The organism is Chitinimonas naiadis (genome assembly GCF_054780835.1).
Genome location: NZ_BAAGVO010000004.1, coordinates 602,750 through 624,370, shown reverse-complemented (window position 1 = coordinate 624,370; position 21,621 = coordinate 602,750). Strand labels below are relative to the sequence as shown.

23 protein-coding genes are annotated in these 21,621 nt (G+C 61.8%); 9 read left to right on the top strand and 14 right to left on the bottom strand.

Annotated elements, in window-relative coordinates:
• The first annotated feature begins 83 nt into the window (after positions 1-83).
• The 4 genes from ACYVHK_RS08835 to ACYVHK_RS08820 all read left to right on the top strand — a co-directional run bounded on the left by ACYVHK_RS08835 (position 84) and on the right by ACYVHK_RS08820 (position 6,260).
• On the top strand, positions 84-2,069 hold the full coding sequence (locus ACYVHK_RS08835; protein ID WP_460530039.1) for a diguanylate cyclase domain-containing protein: 1,986 nt from the start codon (positions 84-86) through the stop codon (positions 2,067-2,069).
• Between the two features lie 132 nt (positions 2,070-2,201).
• Positions 2,202-4,271 carry a bifunctional 2',3'-cyclic-nucleotide 2'-phosphodiesterase/3'-nucleotidase gene (locus ACYVHK_RS08830; RefSeq protein ID WP_460530036.1) on the top strand — a complete coding sequence of 690 codons (2,070 nt, stop codon included), beginning with the start codon at positions 2,202-2,204 and terminating at the stop codon, positions 4,269-4,271.
• Between the two features lie 62 nt (positions 4,272-4,333).
• On the top strand, positions 4,334-5,071 hold the full coding sequence (locus tag ACYVHK_RS08825; RefSeq protein ID WP_460530033.1) for a tetratricopeptide repeat protein: 738 nt from the start codon (positions 4,334-4,336) through the stop codon (positions 5,069-5,071).
• A 112-nt stretch (positions 5,072-5,183) separates the two neighbouring features.
• Positions 5,184-6,260, top strand: coding sequence for a calcium:cation antiporter (locus ACYVHK_RS08820; RefSeq protein ID WP_460530030.1), 1,077 nt, complete (start codon positions 5,184-5,186; stop codon positions 6,258-6,260).
• 77 nt (positions 6,261-6,337) lie between these two features.
• Here the strand turns inward: ACYVHK_RS08820 and ACYVHK_RS08815 are convergent, their stop codons facing one another.
• The 8 genes from ACYVHK_RS08815 to ACYVHK_RS08780 all read right to left on the bottom strand — a co-directional run bounded on the left by ACYVHK_RS08815 (position 6,338) and on the right by ACYVHK_RS08780 (position 12,961).
• Positions 6,338-7,042: an anti-sigma factor gene (locus tag ACYVHK_RS08815; RefSeq protein ID WP_460530027.1), complete on the bottom strand. Its 705-nt coding sequence runs from the start codon at positions 7,040-7,042 to the stop codon at positions 6,338-6,340.
• Positions 7,039-7,590, bottom strand: a complete 552-nt coding sequence (locus ACYVHK_RS08810) for an RNA polymerase sigma factor (protein WP_460530026.1) — start codon at positions 7,588-7,590, stop codon at positions 7,039-7,041. The genes ACYVHK_RS08815 and ACYVHK_RS08810 overlap by 4 nt, the downstream gene beginning before the upstream one ends.
• Before the next feature lie 123 nt (positions 7,591-7,713).
• Positions 7,714-8,841: a HupE/UreJ family protein gene (locus ACYVHK_RS08805; RefSeq protein WP_460530023.1), complete on the bottom strand. Its 1,128-nt coding sequence runs from the start codon at positions 8,839-8,841 to the stop codon at positions 7,714-7,716.
• Positions 8,838-10,016 (bottom strand): tetratricopeptide repeat protein, encoded by a 1,179-nt coding sequence (locus tag ACYVHK_RS08800; RefSeq protein ID WP_460530020.1) that lies wholly within the window; start codon positions 10,014-10,016, stop codon positions 8,838-8,840. Before ACYVHK_RS08800 ends, ACYVHK_RS08805 begins: the two co-directional genes overlap by 4 nt.
• A 90-nt stretch (positions 10,017-10,106) precedes the next feature.
• A complete protein-coding gene (locus ACYVHK_RS08795; RefSeq protein WP_460530017.1) occupies positions 10,107-10,355 on the bottom strand; it encodes a hypothetical protein in 249 nt (82 codons plus the stop codon).
• Between the two features lie 10 nt (positions 10,356-10,365).
• Positions 10,366-11,850: a DUF4331 domain-containing protein gene (locus ACYVHK_RS08790; protein WP_460530014.1), complete on the bottom strand. Its 1,485-nt coding sequence runs from the start codon at positions 11,848-11,850 to the stop codon at positions 10,366-10,368.
• 158 nt (positions 11,851-12,008) lie between these two features.
• Entirely contained in the window at positions 12,009-12,425 is a 417-nt protein-coding gene (locus tag ACYVHK_RS08785) for a hypothetical protein (RefSeq protein WP_460530010.1), read from the bottom strand.
• A 41-nt stretch (positions 12,426-12,466) separates the two neighbouring features.
• Positions 12,467-12,961, bottom strand: a complete 495-nt coding sequence (locus ACYVHK_RS08780; protein WP_460530007.1) for a GNAT family N-acetyltransferase — start codon at positions 12,959-12,961, stop codon at positions 12,467-12,469.
• Between the two features lie 124 nt (positions 12,962-13,085).
• On the opposite strand from ACYVHK_RS08780, the gene ACYVHK_RS08775 reads away from it, so the two are divergent.
• A complete protein-coding gene (locus tag ACYVHK_RS08775) occupies positions 13,086-13,850 on the top strand; it encodes a 2-keto-4-pentenoate hydratase (protein ID WP_460530004.1) in 765 nt (254 codons plus the stop codon).
• 75 nt (positions 13,851-13,925) lie between these two features.
• The gene (locus ACYVHK_RS08770) at positions 13,926-14,444 is read left to right on the top strand and encodes a hypothetical protein (RefSeq protein ID WP_460530001.1); all 519 of its coding nucleotides are present in this window, start codon (positions 13,926-13,928) and stop codon (positions 14,442-14,444) included.
• A gap of 350 nt (positions 14,445-14,794) precedes the next feature.
• Here ACYVHK_RS08770 and ACYVHK_RS08765 read toward each other — a convergent pair whose 3' ends face one another.
• From ACYVHK_RS08765 to ACYVHK_RS08755, 3 genes are all read right to left on the bottom strand, one after another.
• Positions 14,795-16,288 carry an AMP nucleosidase gene (locus ACYVHK_RS08765; protein WP_460529998.1) on the bottom strand — a complete coding sequence of 498 codons (1,494 nt, stop codon included), beginning with the start codon at positions 16,286-16,288 and terminating at the stop codon, positions 14,795-14,797.
• A 149-nt stretch (positions 16,289-16,437) separates the two neighbouring features.
• On the bottom strand, positions 16,438-16,695 hold the full coding sequence (locus ACYVHK_RS08760; protein WP_460529995.1) for a hypothetical protein: 258 nt from the start codon (positions 16,693-16,695) through the stop codon (positions 16,438-16,440).
• A gap of 70 nt (positions 16,696-16,765) precedes the next feature.
• Entirely contained in the window at positions 16,766-17,650 is an 885-nt protein-coding gene (locus ACYVHK_RS08755; RefSeq protein WP_460529992.1) for a LysR family transcriptional regulator, read from the bottom strand.
• A gap of 108 nt (positions 17,651-17,758) precedes the next feature.
• On the opposite strand from ACYVHK_RS08755, the gene ACYVHK_RS08750 reads away from it, so the two are divergent.
• Positions 17,759-18,763 (top strand): zinc-dependent alcohol dehydrogenase family protein, encoded by a 1,005-nt coding sequence (locus ACYVHK_RS08750; RefSeq protein ID WP_460529989.1) that lies wholly within the window; start codon positions 17,759-17,761, stop codon positions 18,761-18,763.
• A 298-nt stretch (positions 18,764-19,061) separates the two neighbouring features.
• Here ACYVHK_RS08750 and ACYVHK_RS08745 read toward each other — a convergent pair whose 3' ends face one another.
• Positions 19,062-19,772, bottom strand: coding sequence for an ArsR/SmtB family transcription factor (locus ACYVHK_RS08745; RefSeq protein ID WP_460529986.1), 711 nt, complete (start codon positions 19,770-19,772; stop codon positions 19,062-19,064).
• Positions 19,773-19,845: 73 nt separating this feature from the next.
• On the opposite strand from ACYVHK_RS08745, the gene ACYVHK_RS08740 reads away from it, so the two are divergent.
• Positions 19,846-20,199: an NIPSNAP family protein gene (locus tag ACYVHK_RS08740; protein ID WP_460529983.1), complete on the top strand. Its 354-nt coding sequence runs from the start codon at positions 19,846-19,848 to the stop codon at positions 20,197-20,199.
• A complete protein-coding gene (locus ACYVHK_RS08735; RefSeq protein ID WP_460529980.1) occupies positions 20,196-20,540 on the top strand; it encodes an antibiotic biosynthesis monooxygenase family protein in 345 nt (114 codons plus the stop codon). The genes ACYVHK_RS08740 and ACYVHK_RS08735 overlap by 4 nt, the downstream gene beginning before the upstream one ends.
• 210 nt (positions 20,541-20,750) lie before the next feature.
• Here ACYVHK_RS08735 and ACYVHK_RS08730 read toward each other — a convergent pair whose 3' ends face one another.
• The gene (locus ACYVHK_RS08730) at positions 20,751-21,035 is read right to left on the bottom strand and encodes a DUF3144 domain-containing protein (RefSeq protein WP_460529973.1); all 285 of its coding nucleotides are present in this window, start codon (positions 21,033-21,035) and stop codon (positions 20,751-20,753) included.
• 74 nt (positions 21,036-21,109) lie between these two features.
• Positions 21,110-21,613, bottom strand: a complete 504-nt coding sequence (locus ACYVHK_RS08725; protein ID WP_460529970.1) for a heme-degrading domain-containing protein — start codon at positions 21,611-21,613, stop codon at positions 21,110-21,112.
• Positions 21,614-21,621: the final 8 nt, after the last annotated feature.

The following is a 21,621-nucleotide window of genomic DNA, read 5'->3' as shown; positions in this document are numbered from 1 at the left end:
CGGGAATATATACTTGTCATGACAACCATCGCGGCATTTGGCCAATCCAGGGCTTTGGTCAAGCTGCTGCCTGAAGGCAGGTTATGAGCTTTCCCGAACACGATGCCGCTTCCCGCCGCACACCGCCTGTGCCAGGAAAACCCTCCGGTCGTACGTCCGATGAGCAGCAATCCTTGTTGCAGGAGCGTGCCGCACTCGTCGACAAGGTCAATGAACACCTGTTGAGCGAAATTGCGCTAAGGCATGAAACCAACACCCGGCTGGAGCGCACCGCAGAGCGCCTCAGCCAGATCATTGATATCCAGCGACAGCTAACCGAAGCCGAATTGGACCTTCCGCGATTCATGCGGCTGGTGGTTGAGCGCATGCAGGACTTGACGCCGGCCAGCGGTGCCGTGATTGAGCTCGTCGAGGATGACGAAATGGTCTACCGCGCTGCGAGCGGCAGCATTACGCCGCATATCGGCTTGCGGCTCAAGCGCAGCGGCAGCCTGTCCGGCCTCTGCGTAGCCGAAGGGCGTGTGCTGCTGTGCGAAGATACGACCACCGATCCTCGCGTGGATCATGCCGCCTGCGTACTTGTGGGCGCCGGCTCCATGGTCGTCGCTCCCTTGCAGATGCAGGGCAGGACGGTCGGCGTACTCAAGATCATGGCGCCCGAGCCCCGCGCCTTCTCCCAGACCGACGTCCAGACCCTGCAATTGATGGCAGGTCTGCTGGGCTCTGCGCTTGCGCACCGGGTGGACTTCGAGGAAAAAGAGCGGCTGTTGCTCGAGGCGGAAAAAGCACGCCAGGAAACCGAGATCGCCGCGCAGAATTTCCAGAGCGCAGCCGAGGCGAACATGGATGCCTTCTTCTTCATGGAGAGTGTTCGCGACGCAACGGGGCAGATTCGTGATTTTCGCATTACCTACCTGAATGACCAGGCCGAGAGAATGGTCAGCCAGCCCAGGCATGAAGTCATTGGCCAGTTGCTGTGCGAATGGATGCCCATCAACCGTACTGGCGGATTTTTCGAAAAATACGTCAGGGTGGTGGAGACGGGTGAGGCGCTGGAAGAGGAGTTCACTATCGATGTCGATAATCTCAAGGCGGAGTGGTTACGCCATGAGGTGATCAAGACGGGCGATGGCATCTGCGTCAGCACCCGGGATGTGACCCGGCAAAAGCGTTCGGAACTGAATCTCATATTGCGGGAAGCCATGCTGCGCACGCTGGCTGACGCGATCCCGGCGCAGATTTCCTTTGTGGGCCGGGATGAGTGCTATCGCTACTGCAATGAGGCCTACCACCATTTTTATGGCATCCCCACCGATCAGATAGTCGGCCGGCATATCAGCGAGTTTCTGGGGGATGAGGGCTACAAGGTGATCAAGCCCTATGTGGACCAGGCGCTCAGCGGGCAAAGCGTCACCTTCGAGCGGGGCATGGTGGCGCACGGTGAGCAACGCTATGTCGAGGTGCACTATATCCCGCAGCAAAATAGCGATGGTGAGGTATCCGGCTTTTACGTCATGGTCTGGGATATCACCCAGGCCCACCAGCGCGAATTGCAGCTCAAGAACCGTGCGTCGGTCGATACGCTGACCGGCCTGTTGAACCGCGCTGCCTTCATGGAGAATCTGGAGCAGGAGATCCATCATCACTTCCTGCGCCAGCAAGGTCTGGCCTTGCTGTTCCTTGATGTGGACCGGTTCAAGGAAGTAAACGACACCCTGGGCCATGCGGCCGGCGACGAACTGCTCAGAGCCTTTGCCGAACGCCTGCACGAAGCGGTACGGGTCAGCGACCATGTCGCCCGTCTTGGCGGTGACGAGTTCGTGATCCTGCTGACCGGGCTGGATTCGGTCCGTACCCCCACCCAGGTCGCCGACAAGCTCCTGCAGGCAGTCCGTACTCCGGTCGATCTGGGTCGTTGCCAACATGCAATCTCAACCAGTATCGGCATCGCCTATGCCATGAACACCGCAGTGACGCCGGAGCAACTGCTGGTCGCAGCCGACGGTGCGCTCTATCAGGCCAAAGCCGCCGGTCGCAATACCTGGCAGCTCATCACGCTGGAAGAATGACCGTGCTGCAAGAGACGTGTGTCAGCGGGTCTCCGATGCCTTCCTGACAGCGTGTCGCATCAGATAGACGACACGCTGCTGTCATCTGCCGTGGGCATAGTGCGGCCACCCCACACTACACGGCATACCACCATGAGAACCAACCTGCTCCTGGCGAGCGCCATCGGCCTCGCCCTGGCTGGCTGCAGCAATTCCGATGACGAAGTCCAGCCGCTGATCCCCGAGGGCACGACCCTCAAGGTCGCCCTGCTGGAAACGACCGATTTGCACGCCAACGTAATGAGCTACGACTACTTTGGCGTGAAGGAAGACACCAGCCTGGGCATGGAGCGTACCGCCACGCTGATCAAGAGTGCGCGGGCCGAGAATGCCAACACCGTCCTGCTGGACGATGGCGACACCATCCAGGGCACGCTGCTATCGGACTACCAGGCGCTGGCCAATCCGGTGACCTGTAGTGCCCCGCTGGCGGTCCACAAGGTCATGAATGCCTTGCAATACGACGCCGGCGGCATAGGCAACCATGAATTCAACTATGGCCTGGGCTACCTGAGCCAGGTCATGAACAAGGACTTTGGCATCGCAGGCGTGACCAAGCCTGGCAATTGCGGTGCGCCGAGTTTCCCGGTGGTGCTGAGCAATGTGAACGGCGTATCCAGTCAGGCACCGATCTTCGCCCCTTACGCCATCGTCCCCAAGACCTTCAAGGCTACCAAGCCGGATGGCAGCAGCCTGGATGTGAAGTTCAACGTCGGCGTGCTGAGCTTTGTACCGCCGCAGGTGATGGATTGGGACAAGAAGAACCTCGACGGCAAGGTGTTCGTCACCGGGGTGAAGGAAAGCGCGACCAAGTACGTGCCGGAAGCGCGCAGCAAGGGCGCCGACATCGTGGTTGCGCTCTCGCACGGCGGCCTGGATGCCAGCGAATACAGTCCCAAGATGGAGAACGGCAGTTACCATCTCACCACGGTGCCGGGCATCGACGCGCTGATGGTGGGCCACTCGCACCTGATCTTCCCCAAGGCCCGTGAGAAGAACGGCCCCGCACTGGACGCCTCCCTGCTTGCCCTGCCCAAGGACACGGTCGATAGCGACAAGGGGCTGGTCAATGGTGTACCGACCGTCATGGCGCAAAGCTGGGGACGTCGTCTCGGCATCATCCAGCTCAGCCTGGCCTGGCAAGGCGGCAAGTGGGTCGTGCAGAAGGACAAGACCAATGTCGAATCCCGCGGCTTCAAGTACACCGACGGCGTGACCAACGTCGCTGCCGATGCGAGTGTCGCACCGCTGGTCGACACTGAGCACAAGGGTACCGTGGCCTACGCCCAGCAATCGCTCGGCGTGACGACCGACTTCGAGATGTCCGCCTTCTTCGCCCTGGTCGGGGATGTGAGCGCCATCCAGATCGTCAACCAGGCGCAGATCGACTATGTGAAGGACTTTGTCGCCGCCAGCCTGCCGCAGTACGCCGGCATCCCGGTGATCTCGACCAGTGCGCCGTTCAAGGCGGGCCGCAACGGTGCCAATGACTTTACCGATGTCGCGCCGACCGCCACGACGGCCACGCCGTTCACACTGCAGGTACGCAACCCGGGTGACCTCTACCTGTACAGTAACAACAACGTCCAGGCGGTGAAGATCAAGGGTAGCGATCTCAAGAACTGGCTGGAAACATCGGCCAAGCAGTATGGCCAGATCGACCCGAGCAAGACCACCGAGCAGGATCTGGTGCCGTCCTACTCGACGATCTACAACTACGACGTGTTCTATGCGGAGGGCAATACGCTGGTCTACCAGATCGACGTGACCAAGCCGGCAGGCAGCCGTATCGTCAACCTGAGCTACAAGGGCAAGGCGATTGCCGATGGAGATGACTTCATCGTCGCCACCAACGACTACCGCGCAGGCGGCGGTGGCAGTTTCCCCGGCATTGATGGCAGCAAGACCATCATCAAGTCGCCCGACGCCAACCAGACCGTGGTCAGCAACTACCTGAAGAAGATCGGCAAGATCAGCTATGCCAGCAATGGCAATGGCCGTAGCTGGAGCTTCGTGAAGGTGGCCACCAGCGGCCCGGTGATCCTGCGCTCGCAACCCGGCAAGCTGGCTGTTGCCAAGACGCTGGGCCTGGGTCAGGTCACCGCAGAGGGTGGACTGGATGCCAGCGGTTACGCCAAGTACTCGATCGACCTGAGCAAGTAAGACCAGGTGTTGAACCCGCCCTCCCTGTCACAGGGGAGGGCGTTGCTGTTTGAGAGATGACCATGCAAGACCTGCGTTACATTACCGCCACCCTGCTGGCCATCGGCCTTGTGGCCGCCTGTGCCCGCGAGCCCGTTCAACCTCCCACTAAAGCCGAGATCGAATCCACCGGCCTGCTGGCGACCAACGGCCGACAGGCCAAGGCACAGGCCCAGTTGCTGGCATGGGCCGAACAAGGCTACGCCGTGGCGCAACGCGAACTGGCGCTGGGCTATGCACGAGACCCCAAGGGCTACGCCATGGCGCTGGTCTGGTTTGAGAAAGCCGGCCATGCGGGCGATGCCGAAGCCGCCTTCCAGTTGGGAGAGGCCTACCGGCTACCCGCACTGGGCGCCAGCCAAAGCCTGAAGACCGCCTGGGACTGGTACCGCCTCGCAGCCGAGCACAAGCACCCGCTGGCGGCCTTGTCGCTGGCCCGCATGGCGCGCAATGGCGATGGGGTGCCCAAGGATGTGCAACTGGGCGCCCGCTGGCTCAATACCGCGAGCGAGCTCGGCAACCCGCAGGCCATGTTCCTGCTCTCCAACGCTTATCTGGAAGGCGAGGGCGTACCCCGAAACCCGCTGATGGCCCGCCGCCTGCTGGAACTATCTGCCGAACGCCACTATCCGGCGGCGTTGCACGCCCTGGCCATGGCGGTGGAAGGTGGCGACATGCTGATGCTGAAAGACCAGGAACGTGCGGGCTGGCTGCGTAAGGAAGCGGCAGAGGAAGCGCGCAACCGCTGGAATACCTATTGATGCACAGGCTGGCAGCGCTGCGGTTTAGGCCACAGCCTGCGCAGGCAATGCGGGGAATCATGCCGGGAATCGCTAAACTGACGGTTCTTTCTCATAACCTTGTATCAAATTCATGCTTGCCCTACTCAAACAAGAAAAAAACCTGCTGATCGCCATCGTGATGGCACTGATCGCCTTTCCGCTGGAGCACACCGTGCTCGCGGCCGGGCAGTTGCCTTCCCTGATCGTCGCGCTGGTGCTGGTCGGCACCATCATCCTGGCCTCCCTGCGGGTGGCACACCACGCGGAAATCCTGGCCGAGAAGGTGGGTGAGCCCTACGGCACCATGATCCTCACGCTGGCCGCCGTGCTGGTGGAAGTGGTGATCCTGGCCATCATGGTCAGCCATACCAGCTCTACCACGCTGGTGCGCGACACCATCTACTCCGCCGTGATGCTGGATATCAACGGCATCCTGGGCCTTGCCGCCATCCTGGGTGGCCTGCGGCATGGCGAACAGCCTTACAACGTGGATTCGGGCAACAGCTATATCGTCATGATCATGACGGCCATGGGCGTCTCCATGATCGTGCCGGAATTCATTCCCGATACGCACTGGAAGCTCTATTCGGTCTTCACCATCGTCACCATGATCCTGCTGTACGCCATGTTCCTGCGCCTGCAGACCAAGCAGCACAGCTATTTCTTCAGCTACACCTATGCCGAAACGGGCGATGCCTCGCACCACCATGGTGGTAGCACCAAACAATCCGTCATCCTGCTGATCGTCGGCGTCACGCTGATCGGCCTCCTAGCCGAAGTCATGTCCAAGACCATGGATGCCGGCCTGGCCGGCACGGGTGTGCCGCCCATCGTGGCCGCGCTGCTGGTTGCAGCCATCTCCGCCAGCCCGGAGATATTGACCGCCGTGCGGGCGGCCCTCGCCAACCGCATGCAACCGGTCGTCAACATCGCGCTCGGGGCCTCGCTCTCCACCGTGATCCTGACTGTACCGGTGATCGAGACCCTGGCCCTGATCACCGACAAGCCGATCCAGATGGCGCTGACGCCGCTGCAGACCGCGATGACCCTGATCACGCTGATTGTAGCCGCCATCAACCTGCACGATGGCGAGACGAACGCGATCGAAGGGGTGACTCACTTCGTGCTGTTCGCTACTTTCCTGATGCTGGCGGGCATGGGCGTCTAAGCGCCGCAGCAGGTTGCCAGTTAGACAAACAGCCGCCCTTGGGCGGCTGTTTGTTTTTTTGGCCGACGGCTGCAATATCAACTCAAGCGCAACTTACCGGTCAGCAGTACTGGCCCGGTAGGTGCGCCGGTTGGCGAACCGCCGCTGGGCTCGAGACTGACGGCCAATGCGCCACTGCGCTGAAGCTCTGCCAGGCGACGGGCATCGAGCACCAGTTCGACCTCGCCTTGCTGGCTCATCACCCCTAGCGATACAGGGGCGCCACCTTCTGGTAAGGCCCAAAGCTCATGGTCCTTGCCGGCAGGTGCCTTGAAGCTGCCAACGCTCGCCAGACGAAGCCGTCCGCTGCCGTCATCGAGACGGGCCAGCAGGACAGGCTCTGCCTGGGCATTACTAAGCACGGCCACCAGCTTGCCGGGTTCGATTTGTGGTGCTGGGCGCTCGATCACCACCAGTATGGCCAGCACGATGGCGGCTACGGTGCTGAACAGGCTGCTCAGTCGCCAGAACGACAGGCTCTGCCACCGATTGGTAGAGGGTGGCGCGGTTTGCGGTAAGCGTAAAGAGGACGCAATGCCTTGCCACACCCTGGCAGGGGGACGGATGGGTGTCAGGCCCATGGATAGCGGGTCCAGGTGTTGCTGCCAAAACCTTACCTGGCGGCGGATCATGTCGTGTTCTTTCTGCAGGCGCTCAAAGCGGCGTCGGGCCAGCCCCTGCAGGGTGCCCAGTACGTATTCGGCCGCGAGACGCGTGATCAGGTCGGGTCGCAGGTAGTTCATAGTGACAGGCATCCTCTCAGTTGCATCAGCCCACGGCGTACCCAACTCTTGACGGAGCCAAGCGGCAGGCTCAAGCGCTGGGCTAGCTCGCTATGGCTCAGACCCTGGAAATAAGCCATCAGGATCAGTTCACGTGGTCTGACCTCCAGCGCCTCCAGGCAGTGCTTGAGCGACTGGGCTTCGTCCGCCTGCAAGAGTTGCTGCAGCGGACCGGCGCGCTGGTCCGGGTGTTGCTCGAAGGCTTGCTGGCCTTCATCTTCGGCGCTGTCCTCCATCGCCGGGCGTCGTAGCCAATCCAGGCAGCGGTTGCGTACGATCTGGATCAGCCAGGTATAGGGCTGGCTCTGTTCCTGGGCGTAGCTCGCTGCGGCATGCCAGATCTTCACATAGCACTCTTGCAGGATGTCCTCGGCCCAATCGGCCCGCCTTACCATGCGCAAGGCCACGGCGTAGAGCCGTGGCGAGGTTGCCTGGTAGAAGGTCTCGAACGCTTGGGCGTCCCCTAGCCCGATACGGGCGAGCAGGGCGATCAACGGGTCTGGTGCCACGGTGTGTCCTTTAGGCGTTGTACGAGCAGCATAGCCGCCTGGTGGACCGGCGCACACCGGTCCTACTTCATCATGCCAATCCCGTGCGCGATCTTGTTCCATCGTGGGTACTCTCCTTGTAAATCAGAACGGCATTAGTTTCAGATCGAGTACCCGCTCGGTCAGCCAGCCGGCGGCGATCACGGCGATCACGCAGGAGCCTGTCTGCAGTGCCAGCCGGCGATAGAGCTGTTGATCTCGCAGCCAGAATGCCAAGGGCAGAAAACCGAGCAGGATGGCCAACTGGCCCAGTTCCACACCGAGGTTGAAGCCCAGCAGTGAGACCAGCAGCGAACCCCGGCCCAGATCAAGCTCCGCCAGGGCGCTGGCAAAGCCAAAGCCGTGGATCAGACCGAAGGCGAAGGTCACCAACCAGCGGCGGCGGTGGATGATCGGGTAGAGATTGTTGAGCGCAGCCAGCAGGACCGATACCGCAATGACTGACTCCACCAACCGTGACGGCAATCGAACCACGTCAAGCGCCGCAAGGCAGAGTGTGATCGAGTGTGCGAGGGTGAACGCCGTCACCACACCGATGGCATCCTTGAGCACCGGGCGCAGCTCGCTGGCCGGCTGCCAGCCTCCCCGGGGTTGTTTGAAGACCATGACGGCAGGTAGTAGCAGCGAAATCAGGAACAGGATGTGGTCGTAGCCGATCCAGATATGCCACACGCCCTCCTTGATGAAGTCAGCAAACTGAGCGATTACGCCTTGGCGTCCTGGTACCAGTAGTACAGAGGGATGGTCGGCTGAGGCAATGGCTGTCTGGGTATGACCATTGCGGTGAAGGGTCACGATGCCCTTGTGCAGCCGGTCCAGATCGAACAGAAAGTGGTAGCCGACCTGATAGCTGGCCGCGATAGGGCAGGCGAGTTCGGCATCCAGCACCGCATAAGTGCCGTCCACATGCCGGTCTACCCGCATGCCCCGATAAACGAGCGGGCAGGCCGTCTTGTCCGCACTGATCGTGAGCCGCGAGAAGGCGTACTGTTGCAGGCGTGGTTCGGCTGCCTGCAGTTCTCTCCAGTTCACCTTGCCGTCCTGATCGGCATCGAGCCCCAGCGCGACATCCAGGTCGCGCAGGGCGATGTCCCATTGCAGTTGTGGCCGTGTAGGGGTCTCGGTCAGGGTGAGGTAGCTGTCGCTGGGTTTGTGGGCCAGGGCGAGACCGCTACTTAGCGCGAGGAGCGCCGCGATCAGGTATTTTTTCATGCCGCTTCTCCTTGTCGCACGAGCAGAAGCTGCAGCGCGACATCCTGCAAGCGGTTGGCCTTGGCCCAGGCGCTGGCCTGACGGGCGACCTCGCGGTTGCCGGCCCGCAAGGCGGATTCGAGCAGCAAGCGCAGGTCCGCCGGTTCGCGCTGTACCTGCCAGTTGGCTTGTGCCAACGCGAGTGCGCCGCTGCGATCCCGTAAGAGGCTCAGACGGAAACGGGCCTCCTCTCGCAGGTGGACGCGGTCGCCGCGTAGTCTGGCGGCCACAAAGCGGGCCTGCAGCGTAGCGATGTGACCGGATGCCTGCGGGGCGCCCAGCGCTTGTTCCGCCAAGGCGAGCCGCAGCAGGGCATTGTCATTGCGGGTTTCCTCGGCCAGCAGCGGCAGTACTTCACTGGCGCGATTCTGACTCAGCAGCCAGTCGGCATAGACCACGCGGGTCTCGGGACCGGTGCCCGGCAATTGGAGCAAGGCCTTGAACTTCATTTCTGCCTGCGCCTGGTCGCCCAGGCGCTGGGCGATGTCTGCCTGGCTGAGCCAGAGCCATTCCTGTAATGCAGGCGTCAACCTGCTCCCCTGGCCGCGGTCGAGTTTTTTCAGCAGGGCGAGCGCGGCGGGCGCATTGCCATTCAGGCTGTCGAGCTGCGCGCGGCAGACGGCGCCCAGTAGCAGCGTGTCTACGCCGAGCAGGGCATTGCAGTCCTTGCGGGCGGCGGCGTAATCGGCCCGCACCTGCTGGATTGTGGCGCGGGTGAGCAGCGCTTCGGTATTGTTAGGCTCCGCCTTCAATACCAGGGCGAGATCCGCCAGGGCTGGACCGAAGGCATGGTTGCGCTGCGCCAGGATTGCGCGCATCAGCCGCACCTGGGTCGGCATCCGTGTCTGGGTGGTCCAGCGCGAGATGGCGGCCTCGGCATAGCCCAGATAGTGGGGATCGCCACTGGCGCGGGCCAGTTGCAGGTACTGGCGGGCCAGGCTGACAGCAGCGCCCACATCCAGTGACTGGTTGCCGAGCTGGCTGCGCAGCGCAGCAGCGTCAGGTCCTGTCGCGAGACGCGTAGGCAGGACTTCCAGCACCTCGTTCGGGTCCGTGGGACGCCACGGTGCGGCACTCGTGCCCAGCGAGACCAGCATGGCCAACCAAGGTAGTTGATGTCGCCATTTCTTCAGCATGTTCCGTTCCTCCCTCGATTTCCTGCGCAATGCGACGTGCCCCTGCACGCCCAAGACCCGGCCTGATTGACAAGCCGGGTCTTGGCGCAGCTACGGTGTGACAGCCACGGGTTCACCCGTGTCGTTCTCTATGACCGCAATTTGGCCGATATCCTTCGGTTCGCTATCTTCCGGCTGACTGCTTGCCAGGCCGGCTGTCTGCGTCGTAAAGGCATCGGCCGAGGGGGGCGGGGGCGGCGCAGGGGGTGTTGGCGTATCGTCGCCACCACCACAGGCGCTCAATAGGCCGCAGAACAGGAACAACAACAGGTAGGCCCATCCATCTCGAAACGCTCTCATGGCCATCTCCTTAGTTGCTTGCGCCGGCGACCGGAGTCTTCAGGTACGGGAAACTGGCATCGAAGGCGCTGTCATCGAGATAGGCACCGTCGGTGAAGTCGATCTTGCCGCTGGGTGCCTGCTCCGGCGTGCAGCCGAGGTTGAGGGTGCAGAGCCGGCCCATCACCACGCGCAGGGCGACGTCGACCACGTCATCACCCGGACGACGGCCGTTCGGGAAACCGCTGTTGTCGCCACCAATCACGCCCAGGCGTTTCTGTGCACCCTTGGGGACGGCCGGCACGGCCGTGTTGAGTCTCAGCATTTCGGAGGCCACCACGTTCTTGGGCTGGTTAAGTCCATTCACGCCGGTGAGGAAGGCGGCGACCAGATCGTTACGCGGGAAATTGGTGGGGGCCTTGACGCCAGCCGAGCCAAACAGGATCTCCAGCAAGGCCGGCAGGGTGGGGTTGGTCACATACTCGGCAAATTGGCCGTCGTCCTTGGGCTTGCTGGCGTTGAACTTGTCCTTGTCCTTGAGGCCGATCACCACCTCGTTCACCAGCGGCATACCCAGCCGGGATACCTGCGCCCAGGCGCCGCCCTCCTTGGACGCCGTGGTATTACCGCTGGCAGGTGCCGGGTTGATCAACCGGGCCTGCCGCAGACTAGCGGTGGTCCAGCCGCCGATCACCGTGTCGCCCATCACCAGGCAGGCGGTGGGGATTTCCATCTCGATGGCGGTGACATTCTTGTACTTGAGGGTATCGAGGCCTTTGTCCTCGGCGCCAGGATCGAAGGCCGTGGCCGGTGCCTTGATGTTCACCAGGTCGAACGTCTCGCCCAGGTTCACCGCGAACGGGTCCTTGCGCTGGCCGACGAATACCTTGCCCGGGCTAGCGCAGCCAGGGATGTTCACGCTGTAGATATGCTTGGCGGCGTAGCTGGCGTAATCCGGCAGGGATTTGGTGCCGATATAGTCCACCGGCTTGTCGAAACTGGTGCCACCCCCACTGGCATTGGTCACCATGGCGCGTGTACCGGTACGACGATCTCCCTTGATCAGGGTGATGCTGTAGCTCTCCTGTACATTCAGGTTGGCGGCCTTTGGCTCGGTGATACCGCCGATATTGATCAGTGGCACAGCCACGCTCTTGCCACCTACCGGTACCGCCAGGTTCTGCAGATTGTTCTTGAAGCGGAACTGGAAAGTCAGGTCTTCCTTGGCATCGCCATTGTTGTCGATATGGATTTCATAAAGCGCGTCTGGATCGAGTGAGAAATAGTTCGGGCCGCCGTAAGCATCCTGCAAAGGCTGATAGTTGGCGATCACCGTCACATAGGCGGCACGACCGGCCTCATAGCTGTTGAACAGGTAGAAATCCGTCGCGTCTACCTTGGGCTGGCGGGCAATGAACGGGGCTTCGCGGTGGCTGGACGCCTGGACGGGCTGGGTGGTGAAAACGGCAGCCAGCGCGATGGGCAGGCAAGCCAGGGCATGATGGTACGGTTTCATCTGCTCTCTCCTTCAGGATGGAGGAGCCACCTGTGATGGCTCCAGAGGGGACGTTGTGTCGTCCTTCCGATTCCTGATACGAGCGAGTGCGGCAGATGGATGCAGCGGATGAAAAATAAATACCGTTGGCACGCCCACGACCCGGCGTGCGCAACGGACTAGGCGGCAGTTTTGCGCGAGCGGGCCATCACACCACCGCCCACAGCCGCGCAGATGGATAGCAACATGGCGATGACCACCCAGCTATTGGACATGCTGTTGTCGATCAATCCGAGCACGGACGCCAGGTTCAGCAAGGTGCTGGCCCCGGACGAGTAGGCGGCGTGCAACAGGGGGCGGTTGTTGGTTCGCATGCCTGCCACATAGCCACCCAGAGCACTGCATAACAGGCCGGTCGCGCCCGAGAGAAATATGAATACCGGTGTCGCATCGAGCTGGCGCAGCGCATCGGCCGTGTTGGTGGCGTCGTCCACCAGCGCATAGCTCGCCAGCAGAATGACCAGGATGCCCAGCAGCGTAGAGCTGGCAATATCGACGATGGCGCCGAGCATGATAGCGGGCCAATTCAGCGCCATGATGTGGATGGATTCCGTAGGGTGGTCATGGTGAGGGGGCGTTACTTAGCAGCATAGGCGAGGACGCGATTCTCGTGCTGCTCGCCCTCCATCTCGAACCAGGTCGCGCCGATGTCTGTAAAACCGAAGGCGCGATAGAAGCCGATGGCCTGTGTGTTATGTACCCACGTTGTCAGCCATAGCTTGGGGCCGAGCTCGGCCAGCGCCGTGCGCAGCAACTGGCTGCCGATGGACTGGCCCTTGAAGTGCACGTGCACATAGAGTGTTTCTACCTCCAGGCCCGCATTGGCATCTACCGGGCAGCTAGCCGCCAGGTCGACACTGATAAAGCCCAGCAGATGGTACCCACTGGTCTTTACATACAGCCGGTAGCGCGGGGAGGCGATGCGCTGGGCGAAATAGTCCGGCGTAAAGGTCGTCAACGCATAGCGGGAAATTTCGTCCCGCATGCCTTCCATTGCGTAGGTATGCAGCCAGACCTGCAGGGACAGGGCGGCAAGATTGAGGCAGTCTTTTTGTTCGGCTGGACGTATCAAGCTAGGCTCCGTTGCTGGCACCTGTCGCGCAGGCTGCGGCAAGATCATGCGATGTGTTCGCCGAAATCCATCGGCTGCCGCATCATATCGGCCTCGCATGCTACACATTCGTCTAGAGACTGTTATGACTATCGATATTCAGGCCGCCGCCCGCATCCTCGCCCAGCGTCGCCAGCAAGGCATACAGGGCGCTTGCCTGCCAGCCGATTGCCGGCCGACGGATCTTGAGACGGCCCTGGCCATCCAGGCGGCCGTTGCCGAGCAGATGGGCCAGCCCATAGCCGGCTGGAAGTGCGCGCTGCCGTCCGCAGGGAAGCTGGTAGTCGCCCCCATCTATGCAGACACCATCTACAGCACCAGCCCCTGCAAGGTGTGGGAGCGCAACGGCAAGACCCGGATCGAACCCGAGGTTGCTTTTCGCCTGGGCAAGGACCTGCCTGCCCGACCCGAGCCCTATACCCCGGCGGAAGTCGACGCCGCCATCGCCGCGAGTCACCTGGTACTGGAACTGATCGACAGCCGCTATCTGCCCGATGCCGGCAATGTCTTTCCCGACAACCTGGCCGATGGCCTGGTGAACCAGGGCCTCTACATCGGCCCGGAACTGGATACTGATCTGGCCGCTTCCGCCAGCGAGTTTGCGCTGACGCTCACATCAAAGAACCTAGCCGAACAACGCGCCGCCCGCCACCCGGACGGCCTGCCCCGCAAGCCCCTCTACTGGCTCGCCGAGTGGCTGCGTAGCCGTGGTCAGGGGTTGAAGGCTGGGCAGTGGGTGACGACGGGGTCATATGCAGGTGTGATTACGGTGCCGCTTGCAGAGCCAATGCAAGTGAGTTTTGAGGGCTTGGGTGAGTTTGTCGTGCTACTTGAGAAACGCTCAGACTGACGCTTCAAGCTAGGGAAAATCGACCAGGGCCTGCAGCGTCTCTTGGTCTGACAGTCGCAACAGCCGGTGGACCGCATGGATTTCGTTCAGAAAATAGCGCAGTTATTTGGCTCGGCAATCAATTCTCCTGAGATCGCGGACTTTCTGGCCACCTTGCCTACGCACCGTATTCAGGAACAGCGCGACGGTTGCCAATATCTTGTTTCCAAGGAAGGGGGCTTCGATCTGCTGTTTGAAGAAACCCCTGACGCACCGCGTCGCCTGCCGCAATATCGGGTTCTGGTTGCCGCCTTTTTGTATTCGGACGGAGCCGACCAGCACAAAGCATTTTTCGATCAACTGCCTCTGGATTTTTCATTTCAAGACAGCCGGCAGGATCTGCATGCAAAGCGTGCGCCGGATATGACCTGGGTGATTGGCCGTGGAAGAGTTCAGGCCAGTTACCCGGATCCAAGCAGCGACGCCTGGCAAACAACGGAATTCAATCTGCACGCTCGTTTCCGTGATGACAAGCGGGTGTATTCATTCCAGATACTGCCGCCCAGGCCGTTACCGCAGAAATGGCACCACCCACCTGGCAGGAACTGGCCTTGATGCCCGGCCAAAAACTGGCGGCTATCAAGCTCTACCAGGCCGAGAACAAAACCAACGTGGTGCAGGCCAAACAGGCGGTGGAGGACTATCTCGCCAGCCACGATCAATGATTCGGCTTTGGTAGAAAGGGCTGGGATAAGGGTTGAATCAGCCTACCGTCGTAGTAGGCGCACCTTCCGCCAGTAGGCATCCTACGATGCCGCAGTGCCCAGTGGACTCCCGGCCTTTCTGTTCGATCGCCACAAGCGTGGCGACCATGGCGTTTTACCGGACGCGTGGATCGTATCGCCAAATGGCGCCGACATTCCAACCTGACCGGTAAGTCCCGGTGTTCCTCGTAGCCGACAGCTTTACTGAAACGCCACCTCCGCAAAACTCCGCAGCTTGCGGCTGTGCAACTGACCTATCCCCTGGTCACGCAGCAGCTCCATCGCGCGGATGCCGATCCGCAGATGCTGGTCCACCCGTTCACGATAGAAGTGGTTGGCCATGCCCGGTAGCTTGATCTCGCCATGCAGCGGCTTGTCGCTCACGCATAGCAAGGTGCCGTAGGGCACGCGGAAGCGGAAGCCGTTGGCGGCGATGGTGGCGCTTTCCATGTCCAGTGCTACGGCGCGGCTTTGGCTGAAACGGCGCTGCGGGCCGTTGTCGGGCAGCAGCTCCCAGTTGCGGTTGTCGGTACTTGCCACCGTGCCGGTGCGCATGATGCGCTTGAGTTCATTGCCTTCGACCTGGGTGATGTCCGAGACAGCCTCCTGCAGGGCGAGCTGGATTTCGGCCAGCGCGGGGATCGGTACCCAGAGTGGGAGTTCTTCATCCAGCACATGGTCTTCGCGCACGTAGCCGTGGGCGAGCACATAGTCGCCGAGTTGCTGACTGGTGCGCAGGCCGGCGCAGTGGCCGAGCATGATCCAGGCGTGCGGGCGCAGTACGGCGATATGGTCGGTGATGGTCTTGGCGTTGGCGGGGCCGACGCCGATATTGACCATGCTGATACCGCAGCCATCCGCCCGCACCATGTGGTAGCCCGGCATCTGTGGCAGGCGGGGCGGGGCCTTGCCCAATTCATCACCTGCACCGGCAGGGATACCCACGCGACGGGTGATCAGGTTGCCGGGTTCGATAAAGGCGATGTATTCGCTGGCCGGGTCGTTCATGGCCTCATGGCCCAGCCGTACGAACTCGTCGATATAGAACTGGTAGTTGGTGAACAACACGAAGTTCTGGAAATGCTCGGGCGCGGTGCCGGTGTAGTGGCGCAGGCGGTGCAGCGAATAATCCACGCGCGGCGCGGTGAACAGGGATAGTGGCTGTGGCTCGCCGGGTGCGGGCTGGAAGGTGCCGTTGGCGATGCCATCGTCCATGGCGGCAAGATTGGGCAGGTCGAACACATCGCGCATCAGTTGCCGGCGCTCCTGGCTCAGGCTGCCTTCGATATGGTCATGCTCGGCAAAGGAGAAGTGCACCGGTATCGGCTGGGCGCTGGTGCCGATTTCCAGCTCGGTATTGTGGTTCTCCAGCAGCAGCTTGAATTGCTCGAGGTAGTAACTGGAGAACAGGTCGGGCCGCGTCAGCGTTGTCTCGAAACGGCCGGGGCCGGCGACAAAACCGTAGGCGAGGCCGGCATTGCCACCGGAGTTGCAGCGCGCGACGGTGTTGGTCTGCACGCGGATAAAGGGGTAGCAGGCCCTGACATGGCCGGGCAGGGTCTCGCCGGCGACAAAGCGCTGCATGGCGTCGCGCAGGTGGGCCAGGCTGTGTTCGTAGATCAGCCTTGCCTGCGCCAGTGCAGCAGCAGGGTCCTTGTAGCGGGTGGGGGCGATATAGCTGGGCAGGTGGGGCATGGTGCGTTGTTCCGTGAGCCGTTTGGCATGAGAGGGCGTGCAGATGGCCTATGGTGCGGCAAATTGGCGACGACCAAAAGGCGTGCATGACGAACAGGGCAAGCTTGCGGGGAAATTGCCGCAGCTTGCTATCGGCGAGGTGGCGATGTTCAACGCCGCTGCGCTGAGCGATAGGGGGTTGGGTGGACGGGCAGGCGCTTGGCGTTGCGCGGTGGGCCGTGATGCACAGGCTTGCTGCGTGGTGCCTTGCTGGCGCGCGGTGCGTTGAGCGTGTGCTGTATGCGGGGTTTGCTGAGATGCGGCCGGACCGATTTGCTCCTGGGGTGGCTCAGGCCGGTGCTCTTACGGGCGGCCTGCGCAGGTGCCAGCAGGGCGAGGGTGGCAAACAAGACGATCAAATACTTCACTAGCGCTCCGTAAGGGGACAGGTCGTGAATGGGAAGTGCCCGCAAGGCGGCTTCCCGTTTGGCTTTGAGCTTAACCGCTGGCCTCGGGGGCCACAATCGCCTGTTTGGGGGATAGCACGTCAGTAGTCGCGTCGATCAGCGCACGCAATCTTGCCAGGCGTCGCAAGTCGCGGTGGTAACCCATCCATACGTCACGGCCCGGCGGTGCCTCGCCCATCTCCACTCGACGGATGCCGGACGTGGCATCGCCCAAAGGCGTGGGCAATACAGCCAGGCCAACGCCTGCGGCGCAGAGCCGGGCCTGGGCTTCCCGGCTATTGCTGCCAAAGGCCAGTTGCGCGCGCGGTAGTAACCGGCGCAGCCAGACGGCATCGGGCAGCTCGGCAAAGCCGCTGTCCATGGTGACCAGTCGGCTGCCTGCGCCGTCGCCTGCCACCGGCATCGCCATGCCGTCTGCGGCGTATAGCGCATAGGGCATGTGCATGAGTTTGCGTTGCACGATGTCGGGCTCGTCAAAGGGGTGGATGCGGAATACCAGGTCGGCCTCGCGCCGGGCCAGGTTCAGCAAGCGGGCATCGGTAAGCAGTTCGATGCTGACCTTGGGATGGGCCTTGGCAAAATCGGCCAGGATGGGCGTGAGCAGGCAGATACCGAACCAGTCGGACGACGATATCCGCAACGGCCCCTCCAGCGATTGATCCTGTCCCGCCAGGGTGCGGCTGATGCCGCTTGCTTCTTCTTCCATCCGCTCGGCATAGGCCAGCACGGCATGGCCTTCGTCCGTCAGTACAAAGCCATCACGCGTGCGCTGGAACAGCGTTTGACCCAAAGCCTGCTCCAGGGCCCGTAGACGGCGGCCCATGGTGGGCTGGGTCTGACCCGCGAGCCGCGCGGCACCACCCAGGGTACCGGCCCGGGCAATGACCAGGAAAATACGCAGGTCACTCCATTCCATGGTTCATGCATTTATGTATGAGGTGTGTGCAGTATCGTTGATTTACGTGCGAATTTGCATGGAAAAGAATGACGCATCAACAACGCACCCTGAATGAGGAACTCCATCATGTCTGCTACCGCCACCATGCAAGCCCTGGTACTTGAACAGCACGCCGCCCCTTTGCAACTGCGCACCATCGCGCGCCCGACGCCCGGCAGGGGTGAAGTGCTGGTTCGTATCCACGCCAGCGGCATCAACCCGCTCGATACCAAGATCCGCGCCGGCAAGGCAGACCATGCCCAGCAGCCTTTGCAATCGGTACTGGGCATTGATCTGGCAGGCGTGGTGGATACGGTCGGTGAGGGTGTAGTTGGCTTTCAGCCTGGTGATGCGGTCTACGGCATGACCGGTGGCGTAGCCGGCTTGCAGGGCTCGCTGGCCGATTATGCGGCGGTGGACGCCCAACTGCTGGCTCATAAGCCGGCCAACTTCACCATGCGGGAAGCGGCGGCCTTGCCCCTGGTCTTCATCACGGCCTGGGAAGGCCTGGTCGATCGTGCCAACGTGCATGCCGGACAGAAGGTGCTGATACACGGCGGTACCGGCGGCATTGGCCATGTTGCGGTCCAGTTGGCCAAGGCACGAGGCGCGGAAGTCTATGCGACGGTATCGCCCGGACAGATGGAGACAGTGAGGGCACTCGGTGCAACGCCGATCGACTACACCAGCACGACGGTGGCTGACTATGTGGCGCAGCATACCGACGGTGAGGGCTTCGATATCGTGTTCGATACCGTCGGCGGCGCGACGCTGGATGACTCATTTGTCGCTGCCCGCACCTATGGCGGTCACGTATTGAGTGCGCTGGGTTGGGGCACCCACAAGTTGGCCCCACTGTCGTTCCGGGCGGCGACGTATTCGGGCGTGTTCACCCTGCGGCCCATGCTGACCGGCAAGGGCCGCGCCAACCATGGACATATCCTGCGGGAGGCAACGAAGCTGGCCGAGGCCGGTAAATTGAGACTGCTGCTGGACCCGCGCCGCTTCAGCCTGGACACGGCGATGGAAGCGCATGCGCTGATCGAGACGGGGAAGGCGCAGGGAAAACTGGTGGTGGAGATCGTGACCTGACCGCCTGCCATCAACGGGGCGCTGCATGGGGGGCGGCCCAAAAACGAAACGGGGCTGCCGAGAAGGCGCCCCGTTTGTCTATTACATTCCTCCAACCTACACCCTGGTCGTCATTATGTATTCCACAACTACCTAAATAAATTATCCCAGATAGCTTTTTGTAGTGCCCGGCGGGCCGGTTTACAGCCTCGCCGGGTTTTCCTCCTACTCTTTTCTGGGATGAACTGTAGCGGGTCTGGAAAATTCGCACATCACCCATATGGATGAGAGAACCCTAATATTTTCCATTTTTTTGCATTTATTTCGCAGATTCCGGCTGAACGGCCTGCTCTCCAGTCAAACAGGCCTGAAAAGCCCGCTCTCCGGCAGCGCTGAAATGCACGATGCGCGAACCGGTCTGGCGCTTTGCCCATCCCAGTTGCTCGATACGGGTGAGCAGGGCACTGCCGAGTGAACCGGCCAGATGGTGGCGCCGCTCTCCCCAATCCAGACAAGGCCGGCAGAAGTGTCGGCGCTGGGTTGTCAGCGCGCCGGCATCGATGCCCAGCTCACCAAACCAGCGCAGGCCGCGCTCGCTCACATTCAGCTTGTTGCCCTCATCCAGCAGCAGTCCTTGCTGCAGCATGGCTTCATACGCCATCACCCCCAGTTCGCCAGCGAGATGGTCGTAGCAGACCCGGGCCCTGCGCAGGGCCGGCTCGCGCGGGCTGGAGCGCAGGCGGACCGACCCGGTACGGAACGCGACGCCCATCAGGGCCTCCAGCAACTGGGCGATGTCCGGTCCGGCCAGCCGGAAATAGCGGTGCCGCCCTTGTTGGGCGACGACGATCATCTGCGCGTCCAGGAGCTTGGTCAGGTGGGCACTGACGGTCTGCTTGGTCACGCCGGCAATGTCGGCCAGCTCGGTAGCGGTCAGCGCGCGGTCCGCCATCAGGGCGGTGAGCATCTCGGCGCGGGCGGGATCGCCGATCAAGGCGGCGATGCGGGCGATATTGGGTCCGTCGGTCATGGTTCGATCCTAGACGAACCATTGGCCGGGGGTAAAGCGCTACTGTGTGCTCATCGCAACCAGGGAGCCACCCATGCAAGTCACCTGTTTTATCCGCTACCAGATCGACTCGTTCCAGCGCGAGGCTTTCCGCCAATACGCCGAGAACTGGGGCCGTATCATCCCGCGCTGTGGCGGTCAGTTGCTGGGCTACTTCCTGCCGCTGGAAGGCACCAACGATATTGCCTGGGCATTGATCGGCTTTGAGAGCCTGGCAGCATACGAGGCCTATCGCCAGCGCCTGCGCACGGACTCGGCCGGGCGTGAGAACTTTGCGATGGCGCAGTCGATGCGCTTCATCCTGCGAGAGGAGCGTACTTTTCTGGAGGGAGTGGTCGGCACGCTGGGTAAACCGGCGCCGGTATCGGTATCCGGAGCGACGGCATGATCGCGGTGATCTTCGAAGTCCATCCGACCGATGGTCAGTCGCAGGCCTATCTGGATGCGGCAGCGAGCTTGCGGCCGCTATTGGCCCAGATCGATGGATTCCATTCCATCGAACGTTTTCAGAGCCTGAGCGAGCCGGGCAAGCTATTGTCGCTATCGTTCTGGCGGGATGAGGCCGCGGTGGCGCAATGGCGCAATCTGGAGGCGCACCGTGTGGTGCAGGCCAGGGGGCGGGACGGGATATTCGACGACTATCGGCTACGCGTGGCTGCCGTGGTGCGTGACTACGGCATGCAAGCCAGGGAACAAGCGCCAGGCGACTCTCGTTCCTTGCACGGCTAATACTTAAGATGGCCCTGCTCGCGGATGATCGAGCCTTAGCGAGGCTCCACCCGCAAGGAAGATGCTGTGGTTGTATGCCCCTACGGGGCGACAACCACCTAGTCGCGGCGGCGCGGAGAGGGGGAATAAATCAACGAGGAGTCGTCGATATCCTGCCGCCGCTTAGCGCCCGGCTTTGCCGGGCGATGAGCTGCAGTTTTAATTTTCTGCTTAGTCCTTCATGTATTCATCGAAACCATCGGCGTAGTCCTCGAAGTTCTCTTCGAGCATGGCCTTGTACTGATCAAGGAAGTAGGCAATTGCCTTGTCCTTGCCCTTGGCCATTTCCTCACCCGAGTTCACGCCGCGGGCATGGACCCAGGTATTGAAGCGGGCGGCGGCGTACATGAAGGCGGCGGTCACATCGGCGAGGTTTTCGTCGGTGCAATTTTCGTTGGCCAGTTGCAGGAAGGCATCGGCCCGGTCGAAGAATTGCTGTTCAGTCTCTGCGCTCATGGTGTGGCCTTTGGGTGGTATTCGAATGGGGGGCTGCGGTGGCTTGGCAGGCCCGATAGCGCCGGATTAAACCGCTATTGTGGCAAAGCAGGCAAGGCCAACTCGGCCAGTGGCTGATCCAGGATCTCTGCCAGTACCTCGACCACCATGCCGTGGTCTTCCCGCTGCGGCAGGCCGGATACGGTGATGCTACCTATGCAGTCGCTGCCCACCAAGCGGATCGGGAAGCAGCCGCCGTGGGTGGCATAGTCCCGCAGGGGCAGGCCCTGCTGCTCCAGCAGGTCACCACCCTTATGCTTCAGTTGCAGGCCTACGGCATAGGAGCTACGGCGGAACCGTTGCAGCACATTGCGCTTGCGGCGTATCCAGTCCGCATGGTCAGGCGTGGTGCCGGGCATATAGCTGCTAAATACCGTCAAGCCGGAGAGCTCAATCTCGATCGCCACATTCACCGAGCGTTCCAGTGCGAGTTCCCGCAGGCGGCTGCCGACCTGCCAGGCGGTGTCGGCATCAAAACTGGGGAAACACAGTTGTCGCTCCTGGCGGGCGATCAGTTCGATATCGTCTTCTAAGGACATGGCTTGCC